Below are 18,527 nucleotides of genomic sequence, written 5' to 3' on the forward strand. Positions count from 1 at the left end.
TAGGTTTACCTAAGTTATGGGTGCTACGGTTGGCCTTCGATGAGGGATGGCCGTTCCTTGCGCCGTTCGTTCGCGACCTGTGGCAAAAGGGGCCATTGCCGGATGACGAAGGATGAGTTGGTCAAGGGCGGTGACCGTCGTCTCGGATCGGGAGATCGTGCCGGCGGCGAGGTCGACATTCTTGGTATCGGTTTCGGGCCGTCAAATCTGAGCCTGGCGATCGCGATTGAGGAACTCAATGATCGTCGTCGTGCGGGCCGGCGACTGACGGCGAGGTTTGTCGATGTCCGGCGGCGGTTCGGGTGGCATGACGGGATGTTGTTGCCGGGCGCGACCATGCAGATCAGTTTCCTGAAAGATCTGGTCTCGATGCGGACCCCGACCAGTCCGTTCACGTTCCTGAACTATCTGCATGAGCAGGGGCGGGTTTCCGACTTCATCAATCTCAAGACGTTCTTCCCGACGAGACGTGAGTTCCACGGTTACCTGAGCTGGGCCGCGAGCCGGATCGACCTTCCGGTCTCCTACGGTACGAGGGCGACCTGCATCGACTGGAGTGGCGGGAGGTTCGAGGTCACGCTCGAGTCCGGGGTCGACGGCTCGGAGGTGACGAGGGTCGCGGCACGTCATGTGGTGATCGGCTCCGGTATCCGGCCCGTGCTGCCGGAGGGGATCGTGCCGGGAGCCAGGGTGTTCCACAACCATCAGTTGCTGAACAGGCTCGCCGAGTTGCCCTCGCGGCCGCACGGCCGATTCCTTGTCGTAGGGTCCGGGCAAAGTGCGGCGGAGGTCGCTGCGTACCTGCACGATTCGTATCCCGATGCCGAAGTACACGCGTCCTTCCGCCGGTACGGCTATACCCCGTCCGATGACACGCCCTACGCCAACCGCATCTTCGATCCGGAGGCGGTTGACGAGTTCTACACAGCACCGCCGGAGCTCAAGCAGCAACTGCTGGACTATCACTGGCAGACCAACTATTCCGCCGTCGATGCCGACCTCATCAAGGATCTCTACCAACGTGAGTACGACGAAAGCACGCGTGGTGTGCGTCGGCTGATCGTGCACCGGGTCACCGGGATCGAGCGGCTGAGCGAGGGCTCCGACGGGGTCACAGTGACGATCCGTGACCTGGGAAACCGGGGCAGCACCACGCTCGAGGTCGACGCTGCCATCTTCGCCACCGGGTTCCGTCCCGCGGACACCCGCAGCATGCTTGGGCCGAGCATTGACGGGTCGTCCTCGTTCGAGGGGGATCTCCCGATCGTCGAGCGTGACTACCGGCTGCGTCTGCGCGGCGTTCCCGAACGGATCTTCCTCAACGGCGGGGTCCTGCACAGTCACGGGTTGACCTCGTCCCTGCTGTCCAACGTCGCGATCCGCGCCGCCGACATTCTGCGTGCGATCACCGGCGAGCAGCCCGATCACCCCGCCACCCAGCAACGATTGCCTGCTGTGATCCGGACCGACCCCCGATAGGAACAACGAGGAGCAGCACTCATGGCCCAGAACCCGTTCGACGACGACAACGGTTCCTTCTACGCGCTGATCAACCGCGAGGAGCAACACTCGTTGTGGCCGACGTTCAAGCCGGTGCCGGCCGGTTGGAGCATCGCGTACGGCGAACCCGGCGGCAGACCGCGCCAGGAAGTACTCGACTGGATCGACGAGCACTGGACCGACATCCGCCCGAAGTCGTTGCGCGATCACATTTCCCGGTACGAGTCACACAACACCGACAAGGCCGCCGGCACCTCCGATGCCGCCCTTGCGTAGCAAGGCAGCCCGAACTTCATCGACTGATTCGCAGAACCCCCCGCACAACTCATAGAGGAAGAGGAGCCGGACATGCTTCGCGAAGTCCTGGGCGGAAAAATCCACCGCGCCACCGTCACCCAGGCCGACTTGCACTACGTGGGTTCGCTGACCGTCGATGAAGACCTCGCGCGTGCCGCGGGCCTGACCGAAGGTGAGAAAGTTCAAGTCGTCGACATCACCAACGGGGCCCGTCTCGAGACCTACATCATCATCGGGCCCGCTGGAGGTGGCGACATCTGCATCAACGGCGCGGCGGCACATCTCGTCCACCCCGGCGACCTGGTGATCATCATGTCTTTCGTGCTGGCCGAGGAGTCCGAACTGGCCGGCTACCAGCCCAAGGTCGTACACGTCGACGCCACCAACCGCATCATCGCCTTGGGCAACGACCTCGCCGAGCCGGTCCCAGGGGCGGACGATCAGGTTTCTTCTCGCGTGAGGTGAGCCTTCCGCACCAAGCCGGTGATATCGCGAACGGGTGCTTGTGGGCGGCATGGTTCGACACCGGCAACTGCAGTGGCCCACTGAACTTGAGCCGGCCACCGGCACCCGACTCGACCAGTGTGGTTTCGCAGGCGAGTCCCGACACCACTGGTTTGGTGGCAGGTTCCTTCGGGTCTGTTGGCGGAGGCGGGTGTTCGCCTCCTCCGGCCAGGAGGTCTTCTTCGAGGGCTGCCAACCCCAACATCGACCCCGCCGTCGTGCACTCACTGGCCAACCATGAATGGGTGAAGAAGGACCTGCCGCTGTCGACGCGTACGTGTGCTGTGCCGGTATGACCCTGATCAGCAACGGACGGCGGGGATGACCTGGCGAATGCGACCGTGCTCCCCAAGTCGGCGGCGGGCCACCGGTGTTCATAGCTGGCTTTTAAGGTAAGGGTTACCTAATATGATCCGAGGCTTGCGTCGATGGAGCGTGGCCTCATCAGCTCGGAAGAAGATCGGAAAGGCCCGCTCTCAGCATGCCGAAGACCTCACGCCGTCTCACGGTGCACCCCCTGACCCTGCGGGAGGTCGAAGTCGTGCGGGTGGTGGACCTGACGCCGGGGATGCGACGGATCACGCTGAGCGGCGAGCAACTCTGCGAGTTCACCTCGGCGAACGGCTTCCCGCAGCCGGCCTTCGACTCCCCTGGATTCGACGACGACATCCGCCTGGTGTTCCGTCACCCCGGCCGTGCCGAGCCGGTGCTGCCGGTGCAGCAGGAGAAGGGCGTGGACCTGCCGAGGAACCCGCGGCCCCTGTCGAAGGTCTACACGGTGCGTCGCTGGGACCCCGAGGCAGGCGAGCTGGACGTGGACTTCGTCAGGCACGGCGTCGGCGTGGGTACCACCTGGGCATACCGCGCCCAGGTCGGTGACCGCATCCACTTCTACGGCCCGAGCGCGTCTCGTGCACTCCCGCACGACACGGACTGGCTCCTTGTCGCCGGTGACGACACTGCGATCCCCGCGATCGCCCGCCTGCTCGACCAACTCCCTGACAACGCGCGGGCACAGGTGTTCGTCGAGGTCGCCGAGAATGCTCACCGGCTGGAACTGCGGGCGCTGCCGCACGTCGAGGTGACCTGGTTGGTACGCGACGGCGCTGAGGCGGGCACGACCAGCCTTCTGCGGGACGCGGTCGGGAACACCAACTGGTGGGAGGGTCGCCCGTTCGCCTGGGTCGCCGGGGAGCACACGGCGGTACGGGATCTGCGCCGCCATCTGGTCGAAGACCGGGCAGTGCCGAAGGAGGACATCGAGTTCACCGGATACTGGCGCCGCGGCGAGGTCGTCGTCCTGGCGACTGACGAGGCGATACCCGACCCCGAGAAGTCGATCACGCCGTTCGAGAAGCTCCATGAGCTGACCGAGCTGATCCGGCCGATCGCGATCCGCACCGCCGTCGAACTGGGCGTACCCGAGCTGATCTCCCGCGGCGTCACCGGTGTCGCGGACCTGGCAGGCAGGACCGAAAGCGATGAGCGAGCGCTGGGCAAGCTGCTGCGCTACCTGCACGCTGTGGGCATCCTGACCGAGACCGAACCGGGCCACTACGGCCTGACGGCGGTCGGCGAGGTTCTGACCAACGAGTTCATGGCCGACACTCTGCACCCTGCCGGGGTGGTGGGCCGGGAGATGCTCGGCGTCCATGGACTCACCGAGTCGATCCGCACCGGCCGTCCCTCCTACGCGTCTGTGACCGGGCAGACCTTCGCCGACGTGCGAGCCGAACAGGGCTACGAGGACCGCTACCTGGAACGCCTGGCGAAGTTCCAGTCCGCGCTGGCCATGTCGATCGCCAAGTCCGAACTGCTCGCCGGGGTCCGGCATCTGGTGATCCACTCCGGCGGTGCGGGCGCCCAGGCGCGCGAGTTCGTCGCCGTCCACGAAGCCCTGCGCGTGACGATCTGCGCGCTGCCCGCCCAGGCCGACTGGCTGTGCCGCGACCTGCCCGCCGCCATCCCCGACGAGCAGCAGCGCGCACGGGTCGGCGTGGTCGAGCAATCCGTCTTCGAGCCCGGCCCGGCCGCCGACGCCGTGTTCATCAGCCGCGCCCTCAAAGCCCTGCCCGACCCGGACGCCGCCCACGCACTGCGCCGAGCAGCCGAGAGCCTCCTCCCGGGCGGGCGGGTGCTGCTGATCGAGGAACTCTTCGACACCGGCGCCCTGGACGAGCACGACGGCGAAGCAGACCTGCTCGGCCTCACCGTGCACGGCTCCGGCCTGCGCACCGCAGCCGAACTCGACTCGGTGATCACTCGCGCCGGACTGGTCCGCACAACCACACACACCGTCGGATGGGGCACCACCGTCCACGAACTCGTACCCGCCGACACCCACTGACCTCCCGTGCCTAAATGAAGAAGAAATGGAAGAGCGCAACCATGACCACGACACCCCTGAGACGGCGAGGCGCGGCCCTGACCGCCGCGATCCTGAGCGCCGCGCTCCTCCTCACGGCCTGCGGCGGCTCCGACGACAGTGGCGACAACGCCGGCAAGACTGACGCGACCCGCACCGTCAAGGCCGGCAACGGCGCCATCAAGGTCCCCGCCGCCCCGCAGCGGGTCGTCACGATCGGCAACACGGACCTGCCGTTCATCGACATGGGCGGCAAGCCGGTGGGCGTCACCGGGGTGGCCGAGTCCGAACTCAGCTTGTTGCCGAAGGCGCAGCGCGCAACGTTCGAGAAAGCCACGAACCTCGGTGAAGAGGTGGACCTCGAAAAGGTCGCCAGCCTCAAGCCGGACCTCATCCTGGTCCAGATTCCCGATGCCGAGTTCAAGAAGATCGAGAAGCAACTCGAGGCGATCGCCCCGACGGCCTTCTGGGGGCTCGACACCGAGTGGAAGGCACTCGCCGATGCGATCGCGGATGCCGGCAATGTGAAGGACGCGCTCGGCCGGCAGAAGGCGGACTTCGAGGGACGCGTCGCCAAGATGAAGCAGACGTACGCGGACGTCATCAAGAACACCAAGTTCGTCAATCTCGACCGCTACGCGAGCTCCGATCCCGGGACGTTCGTCATCGGGGACATCGGGTGCGTCGAAATCGCCCAGGACGACGTCGGCCTGAACTTCCCCAAGGCGGCCGCCGGTGCCGACCCCTTGGCCTACACGAACCTGCCCTTCGAGAAGATCGCAGAGCTGTCCAAGTACGACGTGATCACCTACCCCGCCGACGCCAAGGGCCAGCCGACAGAGGTCTTCGCGCCGGTGGTCCAGACCAACACCTGGAAGGCGCTTCCCAACGTGAAGTCCGGGAACGCGCTCGGCGTCTTCTGCCCCGGCAACAACTCCTACGGCGCCGTTCTGCGGTACTTGGAATCGCTCGACACCGCGCTGGCAACCCTCCCCGCCAAGAAGTGACGGATCTCTCGCTGCGACGACCTGTCGGTCCGGGCACCAGGACGGTGTCCGGACCGCGTCGTCGTCTGATCGGCCTGGCCGTCGCGCTCACAGTGCTCCTGGGGTTGATGGTGGCGAGCATGCTGATCGGTTCGACGGCCATCCCGCCCACCGTGGTGTGGGATGCCCTGTTCCATCCGTCGAACGACATCGATCAGTTCGCGATCCGGGACTTCCGGCTGCCGCGCACCGTCGTCGGACTGGTCGTGGGTACGGCGCTCGGGGTCTCGGGGGCGTTGATCCAGGCGCTGACCCGCAATCCGCTGGCCGATCCGGGCATCCTCGGATTGAACGCGGGTGCCTCCTTCGCGGTGACAGTCGCCGTGGGACTGCTCGGAGTCCGCGACATCCAGGGCTACATGTGGTTCGCCTTTGCCGGAACGCTGCTCGTCACGCTCATGGTGCTCGTCCTCGGATCGACCCGACGCGGCCAATCGCCGGTGATGATGGTTCTTGCCGGGCTCTGTGTCGGCTCGGTGCTCAGTGGTGCCGGTTCGGCACTCGAGCTGACCAACCCGGACGCCTTCGACGCGATGCGATCCTGGAACGCCGGTTCGATCGTGAGCCGCCCGCTCGACCTTCTGTGGCCGACCCTGCCGTTCTTCGCGATCGCGCTCCTCCTGGCCTTCGCGGTGGCAGGCCCGCTCAACGCCATGGCCCTCGGTGACGAGCTGGCCGTCGCCCAAGGCGTCCGGCTGGTGCGCACCCGGATCCTCGCGATCATCGCGCTGACCCTCCTCGCCGGCGGCGCCACCGCGATCGCCGGGCCGATCGGCTTCGTCGGACTGATGGTCCCGCACGTCGCGCGCTGGATCGTCGGCCCGGACCAGCGCTGGATCTTCGCCTACAGCGCGCTGCTGGCCCCGATCCTGCTCCTGGCCTCCGACATTCTCGGGCGGGTCGTGATGCGGCCCGGCGAGATCCCCGTGGGCATCGTCACCGCCTTCGTCGGCGCACCCGTGCTCATCGCGCTGGTACGGCAGAAGAAAGCGAGCGGGCTATGAGCGCACGCAGCGGTTTCGATCCGCAAGCTGGTTCCTCCCCGACGGCCTGGTCGCCGGGGACGCGCCGCGTGGACTTCGGGCGGCGCGTGCTGGTGCTGCGGCGTCGGAGGGTCGCGGTGCGGTTCGACTGGCGCTCGGTCATCGTCTGCTCGGTCCTCGCGCTGGCGGTCGCCTGCATGGCTGTGCTCGCGCTGATGACCGGCTCGTACCAGCTCAGTCCAGGACAGGTGGTCTCAGCGCTGACCGGTGGGACAACCGGGCTCGTCCACGACATCGTGGTCGAGTGGCGGCTGCCCCGCGTCGCCGCGGCGCTGGTGTTCGGTGCCGCGCTGGGGGTGAGCGGCGCGCTCTTCCAGTCGACGATGCGCAATCCGCTCGCCGACCCCTACATCATCGGGTTCTCCCAGGGCTCCTACACCGGGGCGCTGATCGTGATCCTCCTCGTCAACGGAACCTACTGGCAGTTGGCCGGCGGAGCCCTGATCGGCGGAACCGCGACGGCCGTCGCCGTGTACCTGCTCGCCTACCAGCGAGGCGTGCAGGGGTTCCGCCTGATCGTCGTGGGCATCGGCATCTCGTCGATGCTCGCCTCGCTCAACACCTGGCTGATCCTCAAAGCCGACCTGGACCAGGCGATGGCCGCCGCGGCATGGGGAGCGGGGTCACTCAACGGCGTCTCCTCGGCCCAGGTCGTCTTCGGCGGCGCCTGCATCGCCGTACTCCTGCTGCTGGCGGCGATGTCGAGCCGGCCGATGCGGCAACTGGAGCTGGGTGACGATGGGGCCGCGGCCCAGGGAGTGCGGGTCTCAGCAACTCGTCTCGGGCTGATCGTGCTGGGGGTGGCGTTGACGGCGACGGTCACCGCCGCGTCGGGCCCGATCGCGTTCATCTCGCTGGTCGCGCCTCAGATCGCACGCCGGTTGACCCGCAGCGCGGGGATCACCCTCGCTCCCGCCGCCCTGGTCGGCGCGCTGCTCTGTCTGACGGCGGACTACCTTGCCCAGCACGTCGCCCCAACCCCGTTGCCGGTCGGCATCATCACCGTCATGCTCGGCGGTGGGTACCTCGGCTGGCTGCTGATCACCGAGGCCAGGAGACACCTTTGAGCACCGACGCCAGCGCCGTCAACGGCCTTGCGGCAGCGGGAGACGCACCCGCGTCCACTCCGTATCCGAGCGGCTCACGACTCCACGTGGAGTCGGCGACGATCGGCTACGACAAACGCGTCATCTCCCGAGAGCTGTCAGTGGCGATCCCCGACGAGTCGTTCACCGTGATCGTGGGTCCGAACGCGTGCGGCAAGTCCACCCTGCTGCGCGGCCTGTCCCGGCTGTTGAAACCGTCGGCCGGGCAGGTCGTTCTCGACGGCGCCGACATCAACTCCTTCAAGACCAAGGAGGTGGCGCGGCGGGTCGGACTGCTGCCGCAGACCTCCATCGCCCCCGAGGGCATCACCGTGGGCGATCTGGTGGCCAGGGGCCGGTATCCGCATCAGGGGTTCACTCGGCAGTGGACCGAGGCCGACGAGCAGGCCGTACTGCGGGCGATGGACCAAACCGCGGTCACCGACCTGTCCGGCCGCCTGGTGGACGAGTTGTCGGGTGGTCAGCGCCAGCGGGTGTGGGTGGCCATGGCGCTCGCGCAGCACACGAGCATCATGCTGCTCGACGAGCCGACCACCTTCCTCGACATCACCCATCAGATCGAGCTGATGGAACTGTTCACCGACCTGCACCACGTCGGCCACACCCTGGTCGCCGTGCTGCACGACCTGAACCATGCCGCCCGCTATGCCACCCACCTGATCGCCATGAAAGACGGCCATGTCGTCGCCGAAGGCCCGCCGGCTGAGATCGTGACCGCCGACCTCGTGCACGAGGTCTTCGGACTCCGCTGCCTCGTCGTACCCGATCCGGTCGCCGGTACCCCGTCAGTCGTGCCCTTGGGCCGTGAACGCCCACCAGCGGCACCTACAACCGAAACGACATTGTAAGGTTAGCCTAACCTTCATTAGAGTTGCAGTGATCCCTTGCCTCGGTCGGCTCGACCTGGTCTCAAGAGAAGTGGGTGTGCTTCCGTTGACGACTTTCGATCGTGTGGAGTTGACTGCGAGTCAGCGGGGCAACTGGGTGGCTCGGAGTCTTGCTCCCGAGTCCTCGGTGTTTTGCGCAGGTCAGCTGATCTGGCTGAACGGCCCGGTGGATCCGGCCCTGTTCGCGTCCTCGGTGAGTGCTGTTTTCGCGGAGACCGACGCGTTGCGGGTTCGTTTCGGTGACGACGACGGTGTCCCTTTTCAATACGTCGATACCACCACGACACTCACGACAGAGATCGTCGACGCCGGCCACGGCGACGACCAGATCCGGGTACTTGCCCGCGGGCAACTCACCGCAGGACCAGCCACCGCCGCCGGGGAACCGACGACGAACTCGACCCTTGTCCGTCGCGAGAACGGCACCTGGGCATGGATCCTGATCACCAACATCCTGCTCGTTGACGGCTACAGCATTTCTCTGTTCATCCGCCGCGTCTTCGAGGTCTACTCCGCGACGCAAGCCGGCGATTCGGTGCCGGACCGCTGGTTCGGCACCCTGAAAAACATCACGAACACCGACAAGCACAACGATTCCAGCGCCGAAGCAGCCGAAGTAGACGTCACCTACTGGAGCAGTGTCCTCGGGGTCGAGAACACCAGCCAGGTGGATGACTTGTCGGAAGTCTTCGTATCCTCGAGTCAGCCAGTTGTCGTCCCGATACCCGACGACACCTACTCGAAGGTTCAGCGGTTCGCCCGTACGGCACGGGTTTCATGGACCGATTCCCTGATCGCGCTGTGGGGTGTCTACACCGCTTTGGTCGACGGTCGCGATTGTGTAGCGGTCCGGGTTCCTCTGATGTTGCGCGACGATCGCGAATCGCTGAAAACACCAAGCGCGATCTCAAGGGCAATCCCGGTCGTCACCGCGATCAGCCCGTATCACTTGTTTGCCGATGTTCTTGAGGTCGTCGCGGGCCAGTTGAAGACTTCCCGCCGTCACGCAACTGCCGAAGATCACCAAATTGCCCGTTTGTGGCCGAATGGTCAAGCGTCCTATCTCGCACTCCCGACGATCAACATCAGACTCTTCGAATCAATGCCGCGCCTGGGCGACATCGACGCGATCCCTGAAACGATCAGCACCGGCCCGGTCGGATCACTCGACCTCGCGATCTACCGCCACGCCGACTCCGGAATCCGGCTGGAGCTGTCCACCGGATCCGCTACGAGCGATCCGCTCTTGCACGCCGAGCAATTCAGCCGTTTCCTTAATGCTGTCCTCGACGGGTCGCCGGCCCAGACCCTGCACGAACTGAGTACCGGATTCACACCCGATGTTGATGGTCCGGACTCGACGTGGGCACGAGGCGAGACGCTCGATGTTGCGCCCGTGACGGTCGACGCGCTGGTGCGCCGTCGGGTTGCGGCCGATCCGGACGCGGTTGCGGTCGTCGCCTACGATGGCATCGAAGTCACTTACAGTCAGTTCGATGCGCGGGTCAACGCTCTCGCGCACCTTCTGATCGAGGAGGGTGTGCGGGTCGGGGACCGCGTCGCGATCGCTATGACGCGCTCGGTCGACCTGGTCGTGGCGCTTATCGCAGTGATGCGCGCGGGAGCGGCCTACGTGCCGATCGATCCGGGATACCCCGCAGAACGCATCAACCACATCCTGGACAACGCCGCACCCAGCGTCGTGATCACCGACCAACACACCGCCGAAATACACAAGAACGCACTGGGCGAACATTCCGCACCACTACTCCGCATCGATGACCGCGACATACAGCAGCACCTGGCCACTGGTCAGGAAACCGCCCCTGCTCTGACGCGGCCGCTGAATGACCTCGACGCCGCTGTCGTGATCTTTACGTCGGGAACGACGGGCAACCCGAAAGGCGTGGCCCTCACGCATCGGGCACTCGCCAACCGCCTCGCATGGGGTCAGCAGGTACTGGACTACAAGCGGGACAGTGTGGCGCTGTCGAAGAGCGGTGTGGGTTTTGTCGATGCGGTGACCGAGTTGTTCGGGCCGATGATTGCCGGTGCTCGAATCGTGGTCGTGCCCGCAGAAACCGCGCAGGATCCGGCCGGTCTGCTCGCCACGATCGTCCGACACCGTGTCACGCATCTGCTGACGGTGCCCAGTCTGGCCGACGTCCTTGTCCGCCAGGACGGCGCACCCGCGGCGCTGGCCACGGTCCGGTCGTGGGTTTCCTCCGGTGAAGCACTCACCCCGGGGACCGCGACCGCCATGCGAACGGCCGCACCCCAAGCAGTACTGCACAACTTCTACGGCTCGACCGAAGTCACCGGCGACGGCACAGCGGCCGTCATCACCCACGCCGAGAACACCCCGATCGGTGCACCGGTCGCGAACACGACAGCACGTGTTCTTGACGCCTGGCTGCGCCCAGTACCGGCCGGTGTGGCAGGTGAGTTGTACCTGGGTGGAGTGCAACTCGCGGACGGATACGTCGCACGCCCGGGTCTGACCGCTGACCGATTCGTGGCTGATCCGTTCAGTGACGACGGCGCGCGGTTGTATCGCACCGGCGATGTCGTGCGGTGGAACTCCCAGGGACAGTTGGAATACCTGGGCCGTAGCGATGATCAGGTGAAGATACGCGGGTACCGGATCGAGCCCGGTGAAATCCGTGCCGTCCTCGAACAACACCCAGCGGTATCGGGTGCGGCCATCACCGTCTTGGACCGTCCCGCCGGCGGAAAATACCTCGCCGCGTACGTCACCACGACCAGCACCACGACCAGCACCGCGGATGAAGTGCCGTTCGACGCACTCCGCGAGCACCTCGCACGCTCGCTGCCGGACTACATGCTCCCCGCGACGTTCACACGCCTGGACCGATTCCCCGTCACCGCCAACGGGAAGCTCGATCGCCACGCGTTGCCGCAACCAGACCTGACCGCGGGTGCAGCCGACGGCCGGTCACCGCAAACCGCCACCGAGATCGCCCTCGCCAGCATCTTCCGCGACGTACTCCACCTCGACGACAACACCGATCTCGGCGTGGACAGCGACTTCTTCCGCCTGGGCGGACACTCACTGCTCGCCGCACGAGTCGTCGCACGCGCCAACGCACTGCTCAGCGCCGCACTCACACTGCGCGACGTCTTCGACCACCCCCGCATCAGCGAACTCGCCCGAATCGCCGACACCACCACCGCTACCACCGAAACATCCAGCACACGAATCGGCGAACTACCCCGCCCAACCCCACTACCAGTCTCATACGGACAACAAGCACTCTGGCTGATTGATCAGTTGGGTGGGCCGGGTGGGCGGTATGTGGTGCCGGTGGTGCTGCGTTTGGGCGGCGGTCTGGATCCTGATGTTCTGATCACGGCGGTACGGGATGTGGTGTCTCGTCACGAGGCGCTGCGCACGCTCTTGGTGGAGAAGGACGGCACGCTACGTCAGGTCGTCGTTCCAGCGAACGAAACGGCCGACAGGCTCTCTCTGCCCGTCGAGGACGTCACCGGTGTGGATGCTGCCGGCGTGGATGCGCGGGTGGGCGCGGTGGTGCAGGCCGGGTTTGATCTCGCGGTCGACATCCCGATCCGTGTCGCGCTGCTACGCGCCGGCGCCGACGACTGGGTGTTCGTTGTCGCGGTACATCACCACGCAGTGGATGAATGGTCGTTCCCGTCGCTGCTGAGCGACCTGTCGACCGCTTATCAGGCGCGGGCCGCAGGGCAGGAGCCGGGATGGACGCCGTTGCGGGCCCAGTACGCGGACTACGCGATCTGGCAACGCGACGTCCTGGGTGAGGCGTCGGATTCGCGTTCACTGCTTTCCAAGCATCTTGCCTATTGGCGTGACGTCCTCGCGGATGCGCCCGAGGAGTCCACGATCACGCTGGACCGGACCCGACCGGTGGCACCGACCCACCGCGGTGCGGATCTGCGGTTCACCATCGATCCACAGGTCGTGACCGGCCTGCGTCAGGTCGCGGATGAGCAGGGCGTGAGCATGTTCATGATGCTCCAGTCCGCGACCGCGTTGACCGTTTCGGCGCTGGGCGCCGGTGCCGATGTGGTGATCGGTTCACCGGTCGGTGGACGCACCGAGGACGGCCTGGAAGACCTGGTCGGATACTTCGTGAACACACTGCCGATCCGCCATCGGTTCCACGCCGGTGACTCGATCACCGACGTTCTGCAGAACACCAGACGAGCGGTACTCGGCGGGTTCGAGCACCAGGCCGCACCCTTCGAAGAAATCACCCGTGCGCTGGGCACCGAGCCATCCGTCGGCCGTAACCCCCTCTTCCAGATCATGCTCACCCACCGCGTCGCTGACAGGCGCCGCGTGAATGGCCTGCGCATCGGGAATGTCACGACGACACCGAGTCCCGCGGCGGTAGGCGCGGTCAAGACCGATCTCGACCTTGACATCTTCGATTCGCTCAACGATCTGAAGGGGAAACTCTCTTACGCCACCGATCTGTTCGATGGTGCTACCGCCGAGCGGTTCGTCGCCGTCTTCAAGTCGGTGATGGAGACGATCGCTGCCGGTCCAGAGGCGCGGGTCGGTGACATGGACCTGTTGCCCGCACCGGAGTCGCGACAACTCGATGCGTGGTCGTGTGGTGAGACGCTCGATGTTCCCGGGGCGACTCTTGACGAGTTGGTGCGCCGGCAGGTCGCGGCGAGCCCGGACGTGGTCGCGGTCATCGCTGATGACGGCACTGAACTTACCTATGGCGACCTTGATGCGCGGGTCAACGCTCTCGCCCACCTCCTCGTTGAGGAGGGCGTGCGGGTCGGGGATCGGGTCGCGGTCGCACTGCCGCGCTCGGCCGATCTGGTTGTCGCTCTGGCCGGGGTGATCCGTGCCGGGGCGGCGTATGTGCCGATCGACCCCGACTACCCCGCCGAACGCGTCAAGCACATTCTTGCGGACGCCGAACCACGTGCGGTGATCACAGACCGGCACACCGCCGGTGTTCACCATCAGGTGCTCACCGATCATCCTGTGCACATCCTGTTCATCGACGACGAATCGGTGCGGCGACACCTCGATGCCGGCGTGATCGACCCACCGCGGGTCTCGCGTCCGCTGCTCCTGTCGGATGCCGCGTACGTGATCTTCACTTCCGGCACCACCGGACGCCCCAAGGGCGTTCAGATCACTCACCGAGCAATAGTCAACCGACTGTGGTGGATGCGTGATCTCTACCGGATCGGTGCGCCGGACCGGGTGCTGTTGAAGACTCCGTTCACGTTCGACGTGTCGGTGTGGGAGTTCTTCCTGCCGCTGGTCACCGGCGCAGTGGTGGTCGTGGCGCAGGAGGGCGGGCACAAGGATCCGCAGTATCTGCTCGAAGTGATCGATCGTCGTGCGGTGACGGTCACTCATTTCGTGCCGTCGATGCTGCAGGCCTTCCTCACCGCGGACCCGGGCCGGACATCGGTGGGTTCGGTACGACGAGTGTTCTGCTCCGGCGAGGCACTGCCCGTTTCGCCCGCGGCCGGTGCCGTCGCGCTGTTCGAGAACGCGGAGTTGCACAACCTCTACGGGCCGACGGAGGCGGCCGTGGATGTGACCGCTCACCCGGTGGTTCAGGCCGAGCTCGTCGATGCGGTGGGGGTGCCGATCGGTGTTCCGGTGGCGCATACGACGGCGCGTGTTCTTGACGCGTGGTTGCGTCCGGTGCCGGTCGGTGTGGCAGGTGAGCTCTACCTGGGTGGGGTACAACTCGCGGATGGATATGTGGCTCGGGCGGGCCTGACCGCTGACCGATTCGTGGCTGATCCGTTCAGTGACGAGGGCGGACGGTTGTATCGCACGGGCGATGTGGTGCGGTGGAACTCCCGAGGGCAGTTGGAATACCTCGGTCGCAGCGATGATCAGGTGAAGATACGCGGATACCGCATCGAACTCGGCGAAATCAGTGCCGTCCTCGAACAGTATCCAGGAGTGTCGGGTGCGGCGATCGCCACCTTGGATCACCCGGCCGGCGGAAAGTACCTCGCGGCATACGTGACCACGGCCAGTGCCACGACGGCCGAGGACGCGGTGCTGTTCGACGCGCTGCGCGAGCATCTCGCACAGTCGCTGCCGGACTACATGGTGCCCACGGCGTTCCTGCGCCTGGACCGATTCCCGGTCACGGCGAACGGGAAACTGGATCGCCGCGCGTTGCCGCAACCGAGCCTGGCTGCCGGCACAGCCGACGGCCGGCCGCCGGAAACCGACACCGAGATCGCCCTCGCCGGCATGTTCCGCGACGTACTGCACCTCAGCGACGACGTCGAACTCGGCGTGGACAACGACTTCTTCCGCCTGGGTGGCGACAGCATTTCCGCGGCACGACTCGTTGCCTGCGCTCGTGAGCACGATCTGACGTTCAAACTGTCCGAGGTGTTCGTGCGACGGACTATCGGCGCCCTCGCCGCGCTGCTTGCACCGTCGACGCACGGCGCCATTTCGGCCGAGCCGGTTCTTGTGCCGACTTCTGCTGCCCTCGAGCGCCTGCGCGAGGCGGACGCCGCGCCCGACGAGTACGTCTTCACCGAGCTCATCAACTTCCCCGCGCGGTCGACGAGCGAATCGGTCGCCTCGTCTTTCCGCTCACTCGTCGCCAACACGGACGCGCTTCGCCTGTCGGTTGACGCTACCGGCCGGCGGCTCTGGTTCACCTACCTCCTACCTCCGGAAAGAGTCCAGCCCCAGACCGTGGAGCTGACCGCCGACACGAACGTCGACGTGGACGCAATCAGGTCGGCCGCCGTTGATCTCATCGACATCTCGACCGGCCGCCCGGCTGCCCTCGCGTTCACACACAACCCCGAACAGACGGTTGCAGTGCTCGCCGTCCACGCGGCAACCGTCGACCGAGCCTCGCTGCACCGTCTGGCGGAGGCACTTCAGCAGGCAGTGTCCGGTGTAGTGGAAGTGTCCCGCCCACCAGCGCTCGTCCCTGCGCTCGAAGCCATCGAAGCAGCCGGCGACGCGGTCGCTACGGACGGCCTCGATCGCTGGAAAGGCCTTCTCGCCCGAGCCCGGACGATCGACGTACCCACCTTTGCTCATGCCACCGTCTCCACCTTCCGCTGGGACAGCTCCCTCACCGAAGGCGTCGTCAGAAAAGCCATCCGCAACGCGCTCCACTCGACAGGAATCGCACCACTGATCGGCGGCGTGGTCGACGAAGATGTCCAGCTGACTCCCGATGACAACACGATGTCAGTCGGTCCGTTCACCGCGGCCGCCACCATCGCTCTCGACGAGGCCGAGCCGACCGGGACCGCCGAGCTGGCACTGCTGCGCTACCACAACAAGGCCGGACGCCGAGCATTGCGGCGTGCCCCCTCTCCCCCGGTGATCCTCACGCGGGTCTATGGGCCGGACAGCGGGTCACCAACCCCAGAGGGCACCGAGCAGTTGTATCGCGCGATTGTCCGGTATCACATCGCCCCGGACACGACAACGATCACTTTCCTCGGCTTCGCGGAAAAAGTGGTCACCGATCTCCGAGAAGCTCTGGCAGCGGAAATTCGTTAGGTTAGGCAATGCTAAGGTCTTGATTCTGACCTGCTCGATGAGGAGTCGCCGTGCCGCGTCGCGCCCGCCCCAGCGTCGTACACACCATTGCCCTGCGGGAGTTGGAGGTGGCGCGGGTTGTCGACGTCACTCCCGGGATGCGCCGTGTGACCCTGACCGGTGATCAGCTGGGATCGTTCACCGGAAGCGACGGTACGACCTTCCCCGAGTTCGCCAGCGAGGGCTTCGACGACAATGTCCGGCTGATCTTCCCGTACCCCGGCGAGAGCGAGCCCGTGCTCCCGGTCTACAAGGACGGCAAGTACAGGTGGCCGGCCGACCCGCCGGCGCTGTGGCGGGTCTACACGGTACGACGTTACGACGCGCAGGCTCGCGAGCTCGACCTCGACTTCGTGAAACACGGTGTGGGCGTCGCGACGACGTGGGCGTACCGGGCGAAGCCCGGCGATCGCCTCCACGTCGGGGGACCTTCGGTCTCCACCAGGCGGCCCGAAGGTTACGACTGGTACCTCGTTGTCGGCGACGACACGGCCATCCCGGCGATCGACCGGTTGCTCGGGGAACTGCCCGACGATGCACAGGCCGAGGTCTACATCGAGGTGGCCGAGGAGTCGCACCGGATCGACTTCCCGGAACGCCCCGGTGTCGAGGTGACCTGGGTCGTGCGGAACGGACTGGCAGCGGGATCCGAGCCATTGCTGCTGCGGGCGGTAAGCGAGGCCGGCGGCCGGCGAGAGGGCTCGATGTTCGCCTGGCTCGCCGGGGAACAGTCCGTCGTACGTGATCTGCGGCGGTACCTCGTCGAGGAGCGCGGTGTCGACAAGTCCGACATCGACTTCACCGGCTACTGGCGGCGCGCAGAGGTTGTGGCGTTGGACGAAGACCCCGCCATGCCGGACCCCGAGCGCAACGACGAGGCCTTCGAGAAGTTCCACGAGATGTCCGAGTTGCTTCCGCCGTTGGCGATTCGGGTGGCCGCGAATCTAGGCATCGCCGACTGCATCAGCCGCGGGGTGCGCACCGTACCCGCGCTCGCACTGCACACCGGCGCGAACGAACGCTCCCTGGCGAAGTTCTTGCGGTACTTGCAGGCGATCGAACTCCTGGAACAAGAAGGCGATGAATACAAGCTCAGTGAGACCGGCGAGTTCCTGACCAACGAGTCCGTGCTCGATCACCTGGTTTCCGGCGGGGTCGACTTCCGCATGTCGCAGGCCTTCCACGGTCTTGAAGCGGCGGTCCGCCACGATCATCCGGTGTTGGAGTCGGTGACCGGCAAAGACTGGGACGCCCTCCGCAGCGATGCGACCTTTGAGCACAAGCGTTTGGAGAACAAGTCCCGGTTCGCGCAGGTACTCGCCGAGCCGCTCGCGAAGTCACCCGTACTCGGGGGCGTCGGCAAGGTGGTTGTCCACGCAGCTGGTGCGGTGGTCCACGCCGACTACCTCACCGCGGGGCATCCGGAGGCGACGGTGACCATCGTGGCGCTCCCCACCGCGGCGGACTGGTTCCGCAGGGACATTCCGATCAGCATCGCGGACGCGACGCGACGCGACCGGATACGGATTGTCGAGCAGTCGGTGTTCGAGAAGACCGAACCCGCGGACGCCGTACTCATCATCGACACGCTCGGGCAGTATCGTGACGCGGAGGCGAAGCTCATTCTTCAGCGGGCCGCTGCGAGCCTGAGCCCCGGTGGCCGGGTGCTGTTGGTGGAGGACACTCTCGATCTCGACGAGTTGGACGAACACGACGCAGAACTCGACATTCTGCGGTTGACGCTCCACGGGTCCGGATACCGCACCGAGGACGAACTCGAGGCGGTCATTGCCGGCGCCGGATTGAAAGTGATCGCGACGCCGCTCGTGGGATGGGGTAACACGTTGCGAGTGCTGGCGCCGTGACCTGAGGTGGTGGGCCCGCCGAGCAGTCCGGCCGGGTCGTCCACGACGAGCCCGGCGACCGCCCCTACCGCAGGGTCATGAAGCCACTTCGTCACCAGCTTGGAGCTTCTCCATGACCTCGATCCAGTGACCCAGTCGCGAGTCCTCGGCCAGGGTGATGAAGTCGATCCGGTCCACGCCCGCGGTGCGCCACCGCTCCACCAGATCCATGAGGCGCACCGAGTCCATCCCCTGGTCGCGGAGGCTCAACTCGTAGTCGATCTCCGCGGGTTCGAGGTACAACACGTCGGCGACGTCGGCGATCAACTGCTCGGTGCTCAGGCTCATCAGGACTCCTC

11 protein-coding genes are annotated in these 18,527 nt (G+C 65.9%); 10 read left to right on the forward strand and 1 reads right to left on the reverse strand.

Annotated features, from left to right (window positions below; genetic code table 11):
• Window positions 1-102: 102 nt before the first annotated feature.
• The 10 genes from ACIHFB_RS27120 (at window position 103) to ACIHFB_RS27165 (ending at window position 18,189) form a co-directional block, all read left to right on the forward strand.
• On the forward strand, window positions 103-1,479 hold the full coding sequence (locus ACIHFB_RS27120) for a lysine N(6)-hydroxylase/L-ornithine N(5)-oxygenase family protein (RefSeq protein WP_400128168.1): 1,377 nt from the start codon (window positions 103-105) through the stop codon (window positions 1,477-1,479).
• A gap of 21 nt (window positions 1,480-1,500) precedes the next feature.
• Window positions 1,501-1,776 (forward strand): MbtH family NRPS accessory protein, encoded by a 276-nt coding sequence (locus ACIHFB_RS27125; RefSeq protein ID WP_365282858.1) that lies wholly within the window; start codon window positions 1,501-1,503, stop codon window positions 1,774-1,776.
• 72 nt (window positions 1,777-1,848) lie between these two features.
• The gene (gene panD, locus ACIHFB_RS27130) at window positions 1,849-2,262 is read left to right on the forward strand and encodes an aspartate 1-decarboxylase (protein ID WP_365282857.1); all 414 of its coding nucleotides are present in this window, start codon (window positions 1,849-1,851) and stop codon (window positions 2,260-2,262) included.
• 520 nt (window positions 2,263-2,782) lie between these two features.
• Window positions 2,783-4,648: an SIP domain-containing protein gene (locus tag ACIHFB_RS27135; protein ID WP_400128169.1), complete on the forward strand. Its 1,866-nt coding sequence runs from the start codon at window positions 2,783-2,785 to the stop codon at window positions 4,646-4,648.
• A 41-nt stretch (window positions 4,649-4,689) separates the two neighbouring features.
• The gene (locus tag ACIHFB_RS27140; protein WP_400128170.1) at window positions 4,690-5,673 is read left to right on the forward strand and encodes an ABC transporter substrate-binding protein; all 984 of its coding nucleotides are present in this window, start codon (window positions 4,690-4,692) and stop codon (window positions 5,671-5,673) included.
• A gap of 44 nt (window positions 5,674-5,717) precedes the next feature.
• On the forward strand, window positions 5,718-6,716 hold the full coding sequence (locus ACIHFB_RS27145; protein WP_365282854.1) for an iron chelate uptake ABC transporter family permease subunit: 999 nt from the start codon (window positions 5,718-5,720) through the stop codon (window positions 6,714-6,716).
• A complete protein-coding gene (locus tag ACIHFB_RS27150) occupies window positions 6,713-7,822 on the forward strand; it encodes a FecCD family ABC transporter permease (RefSeq protein ID WP_400128171.1) in 1,110 nt (369 codons plus the stop codon). Before ACIHFB_RS27145 ends, ACIHFB_RS27150 begins: the two co-directional genes overlap by 4 nt.
• Window positions 7,819-8,709: an ABC transporter ATP-binding protein gene (locus ACIHFB_RS27155; protein ID WP_400128172.1), complete on the forward strand. Its 891-nt coding sequence runs from the start codon at window positions 7,819-7,821 to the stop codon at window positions 8,707-8,709. The genes ACIHFB_RS27150 and ACIHFB_RS27155 overlap by 4 nt, the downstream gene beginning before the upstream one ends.
• 103 nt (window positions 8,710-8,812) lie before the next feature.
• Window positions 8,813-16,285: an amino acid adenylation domain-containing protein gene (locus ACIHFB_RS27160; protein ID WP_400128173.1), complete on the forward strand. Its 7,473-nt coding sequence runs from the start codon at window positions 8,813-8,815 to the stop codon at window positions 16,283-16,285.
• Window positions 16,286-16,392: 107 nt separating this feature from the next.
• The gene (locus ACIHFB_RS27165; protein WP_400128287.1) at window positions 16,393-18,189 is read left to right on the forward strand and encodes an SIP domain-containing protein; all 1,797 of its coding nucleotides are present in this window, start codon (window positions 16,393-16,395) and stop codon (window positions 18,187-18,189) included.
• Between the two features lie 75 nt (window positions 18,190-18,264).
• Here the strand turns inward: ACIHFB_RS27165 and ACIHFB_RS27170 are convergent, their stop codons facing one another.
• Window positions 18,265-18,516 carry a phosphopantetheine-binding protein gene (locus ACIHFB_RS27170; protein ID WP_210587078.1) on the reverse strand — a complete coding sequence of 84 codons (252 nt, stop codon included), beginning with the start codon at window positions 18,514-18,516 and terminating at the stop codon, window positions 18,265-18,267.
• Window positions 18,517-18,527 lie beyond the last annotated feature (11 nt).

This window comes from Streptomyces sp. NPDC051963, from assembly GCF_044593495.1.
Taxonomy (GTDB): Bacteria; Actinomycetota; Actinomycetes; order Streptomycetales; family Streptomycetaceae; genus Streptomyces.

Excerpts from the sequence above, each read along its gene's own strand:
- ACIHFB_RS27135 (WP_400128169.1), top strand. The coding sequence starts at position 2,783 with ATGCCGAAGACCTCACGCCGTCTCACGGTGCACCCCCTGACCCTGCGG.
- ACIHFB_RS27140 (WP_400128170.1), top strand. The coding sequence starts at position 4,690 with ATGACCACGACACCCCTGAGACGGCGAGGCGCGGCCCTGACCGCCGCG.
- ACIHFB_RS27120 (WP_400128168.1), top strand. The coding sequence starts at position 103 with ATGACGAAGGATGAGTTGGTCAAGGGCGGTGACCGTCGTCTCGGATCG.
- ACIHFB_RS27150 (WP_400128171.1), top strand. The coding sequence starts at position 6,713 with ATGAGCGCACGCAGCGGTTTCGATCCGCAAGCTGGTTCCTCCCCGACG.
- ACIHFB_RS27125 (WP_365282858.1), top strand. The coding sequence starts at position 1,501 with ATGGCCCAGAACCCGTTCGACGACGACAACGGTTCCTTCTACGCGCTG.
- ACIHFB_RS27170 (WP_210587078.1), bottom strand. The coding sequence starts at position 18,516 with ATGAGCCTGAGCACCGAGCAGTTGATCGCCGACGTCGCCGACGTGTTG.
- panD (WP_365282857.1), top strand. The coding sequence starts at position 1,849 with ATGCTTCGCGAAGTCCTGGGCGGAAAAATCCACCGCGCCACCGTCACC.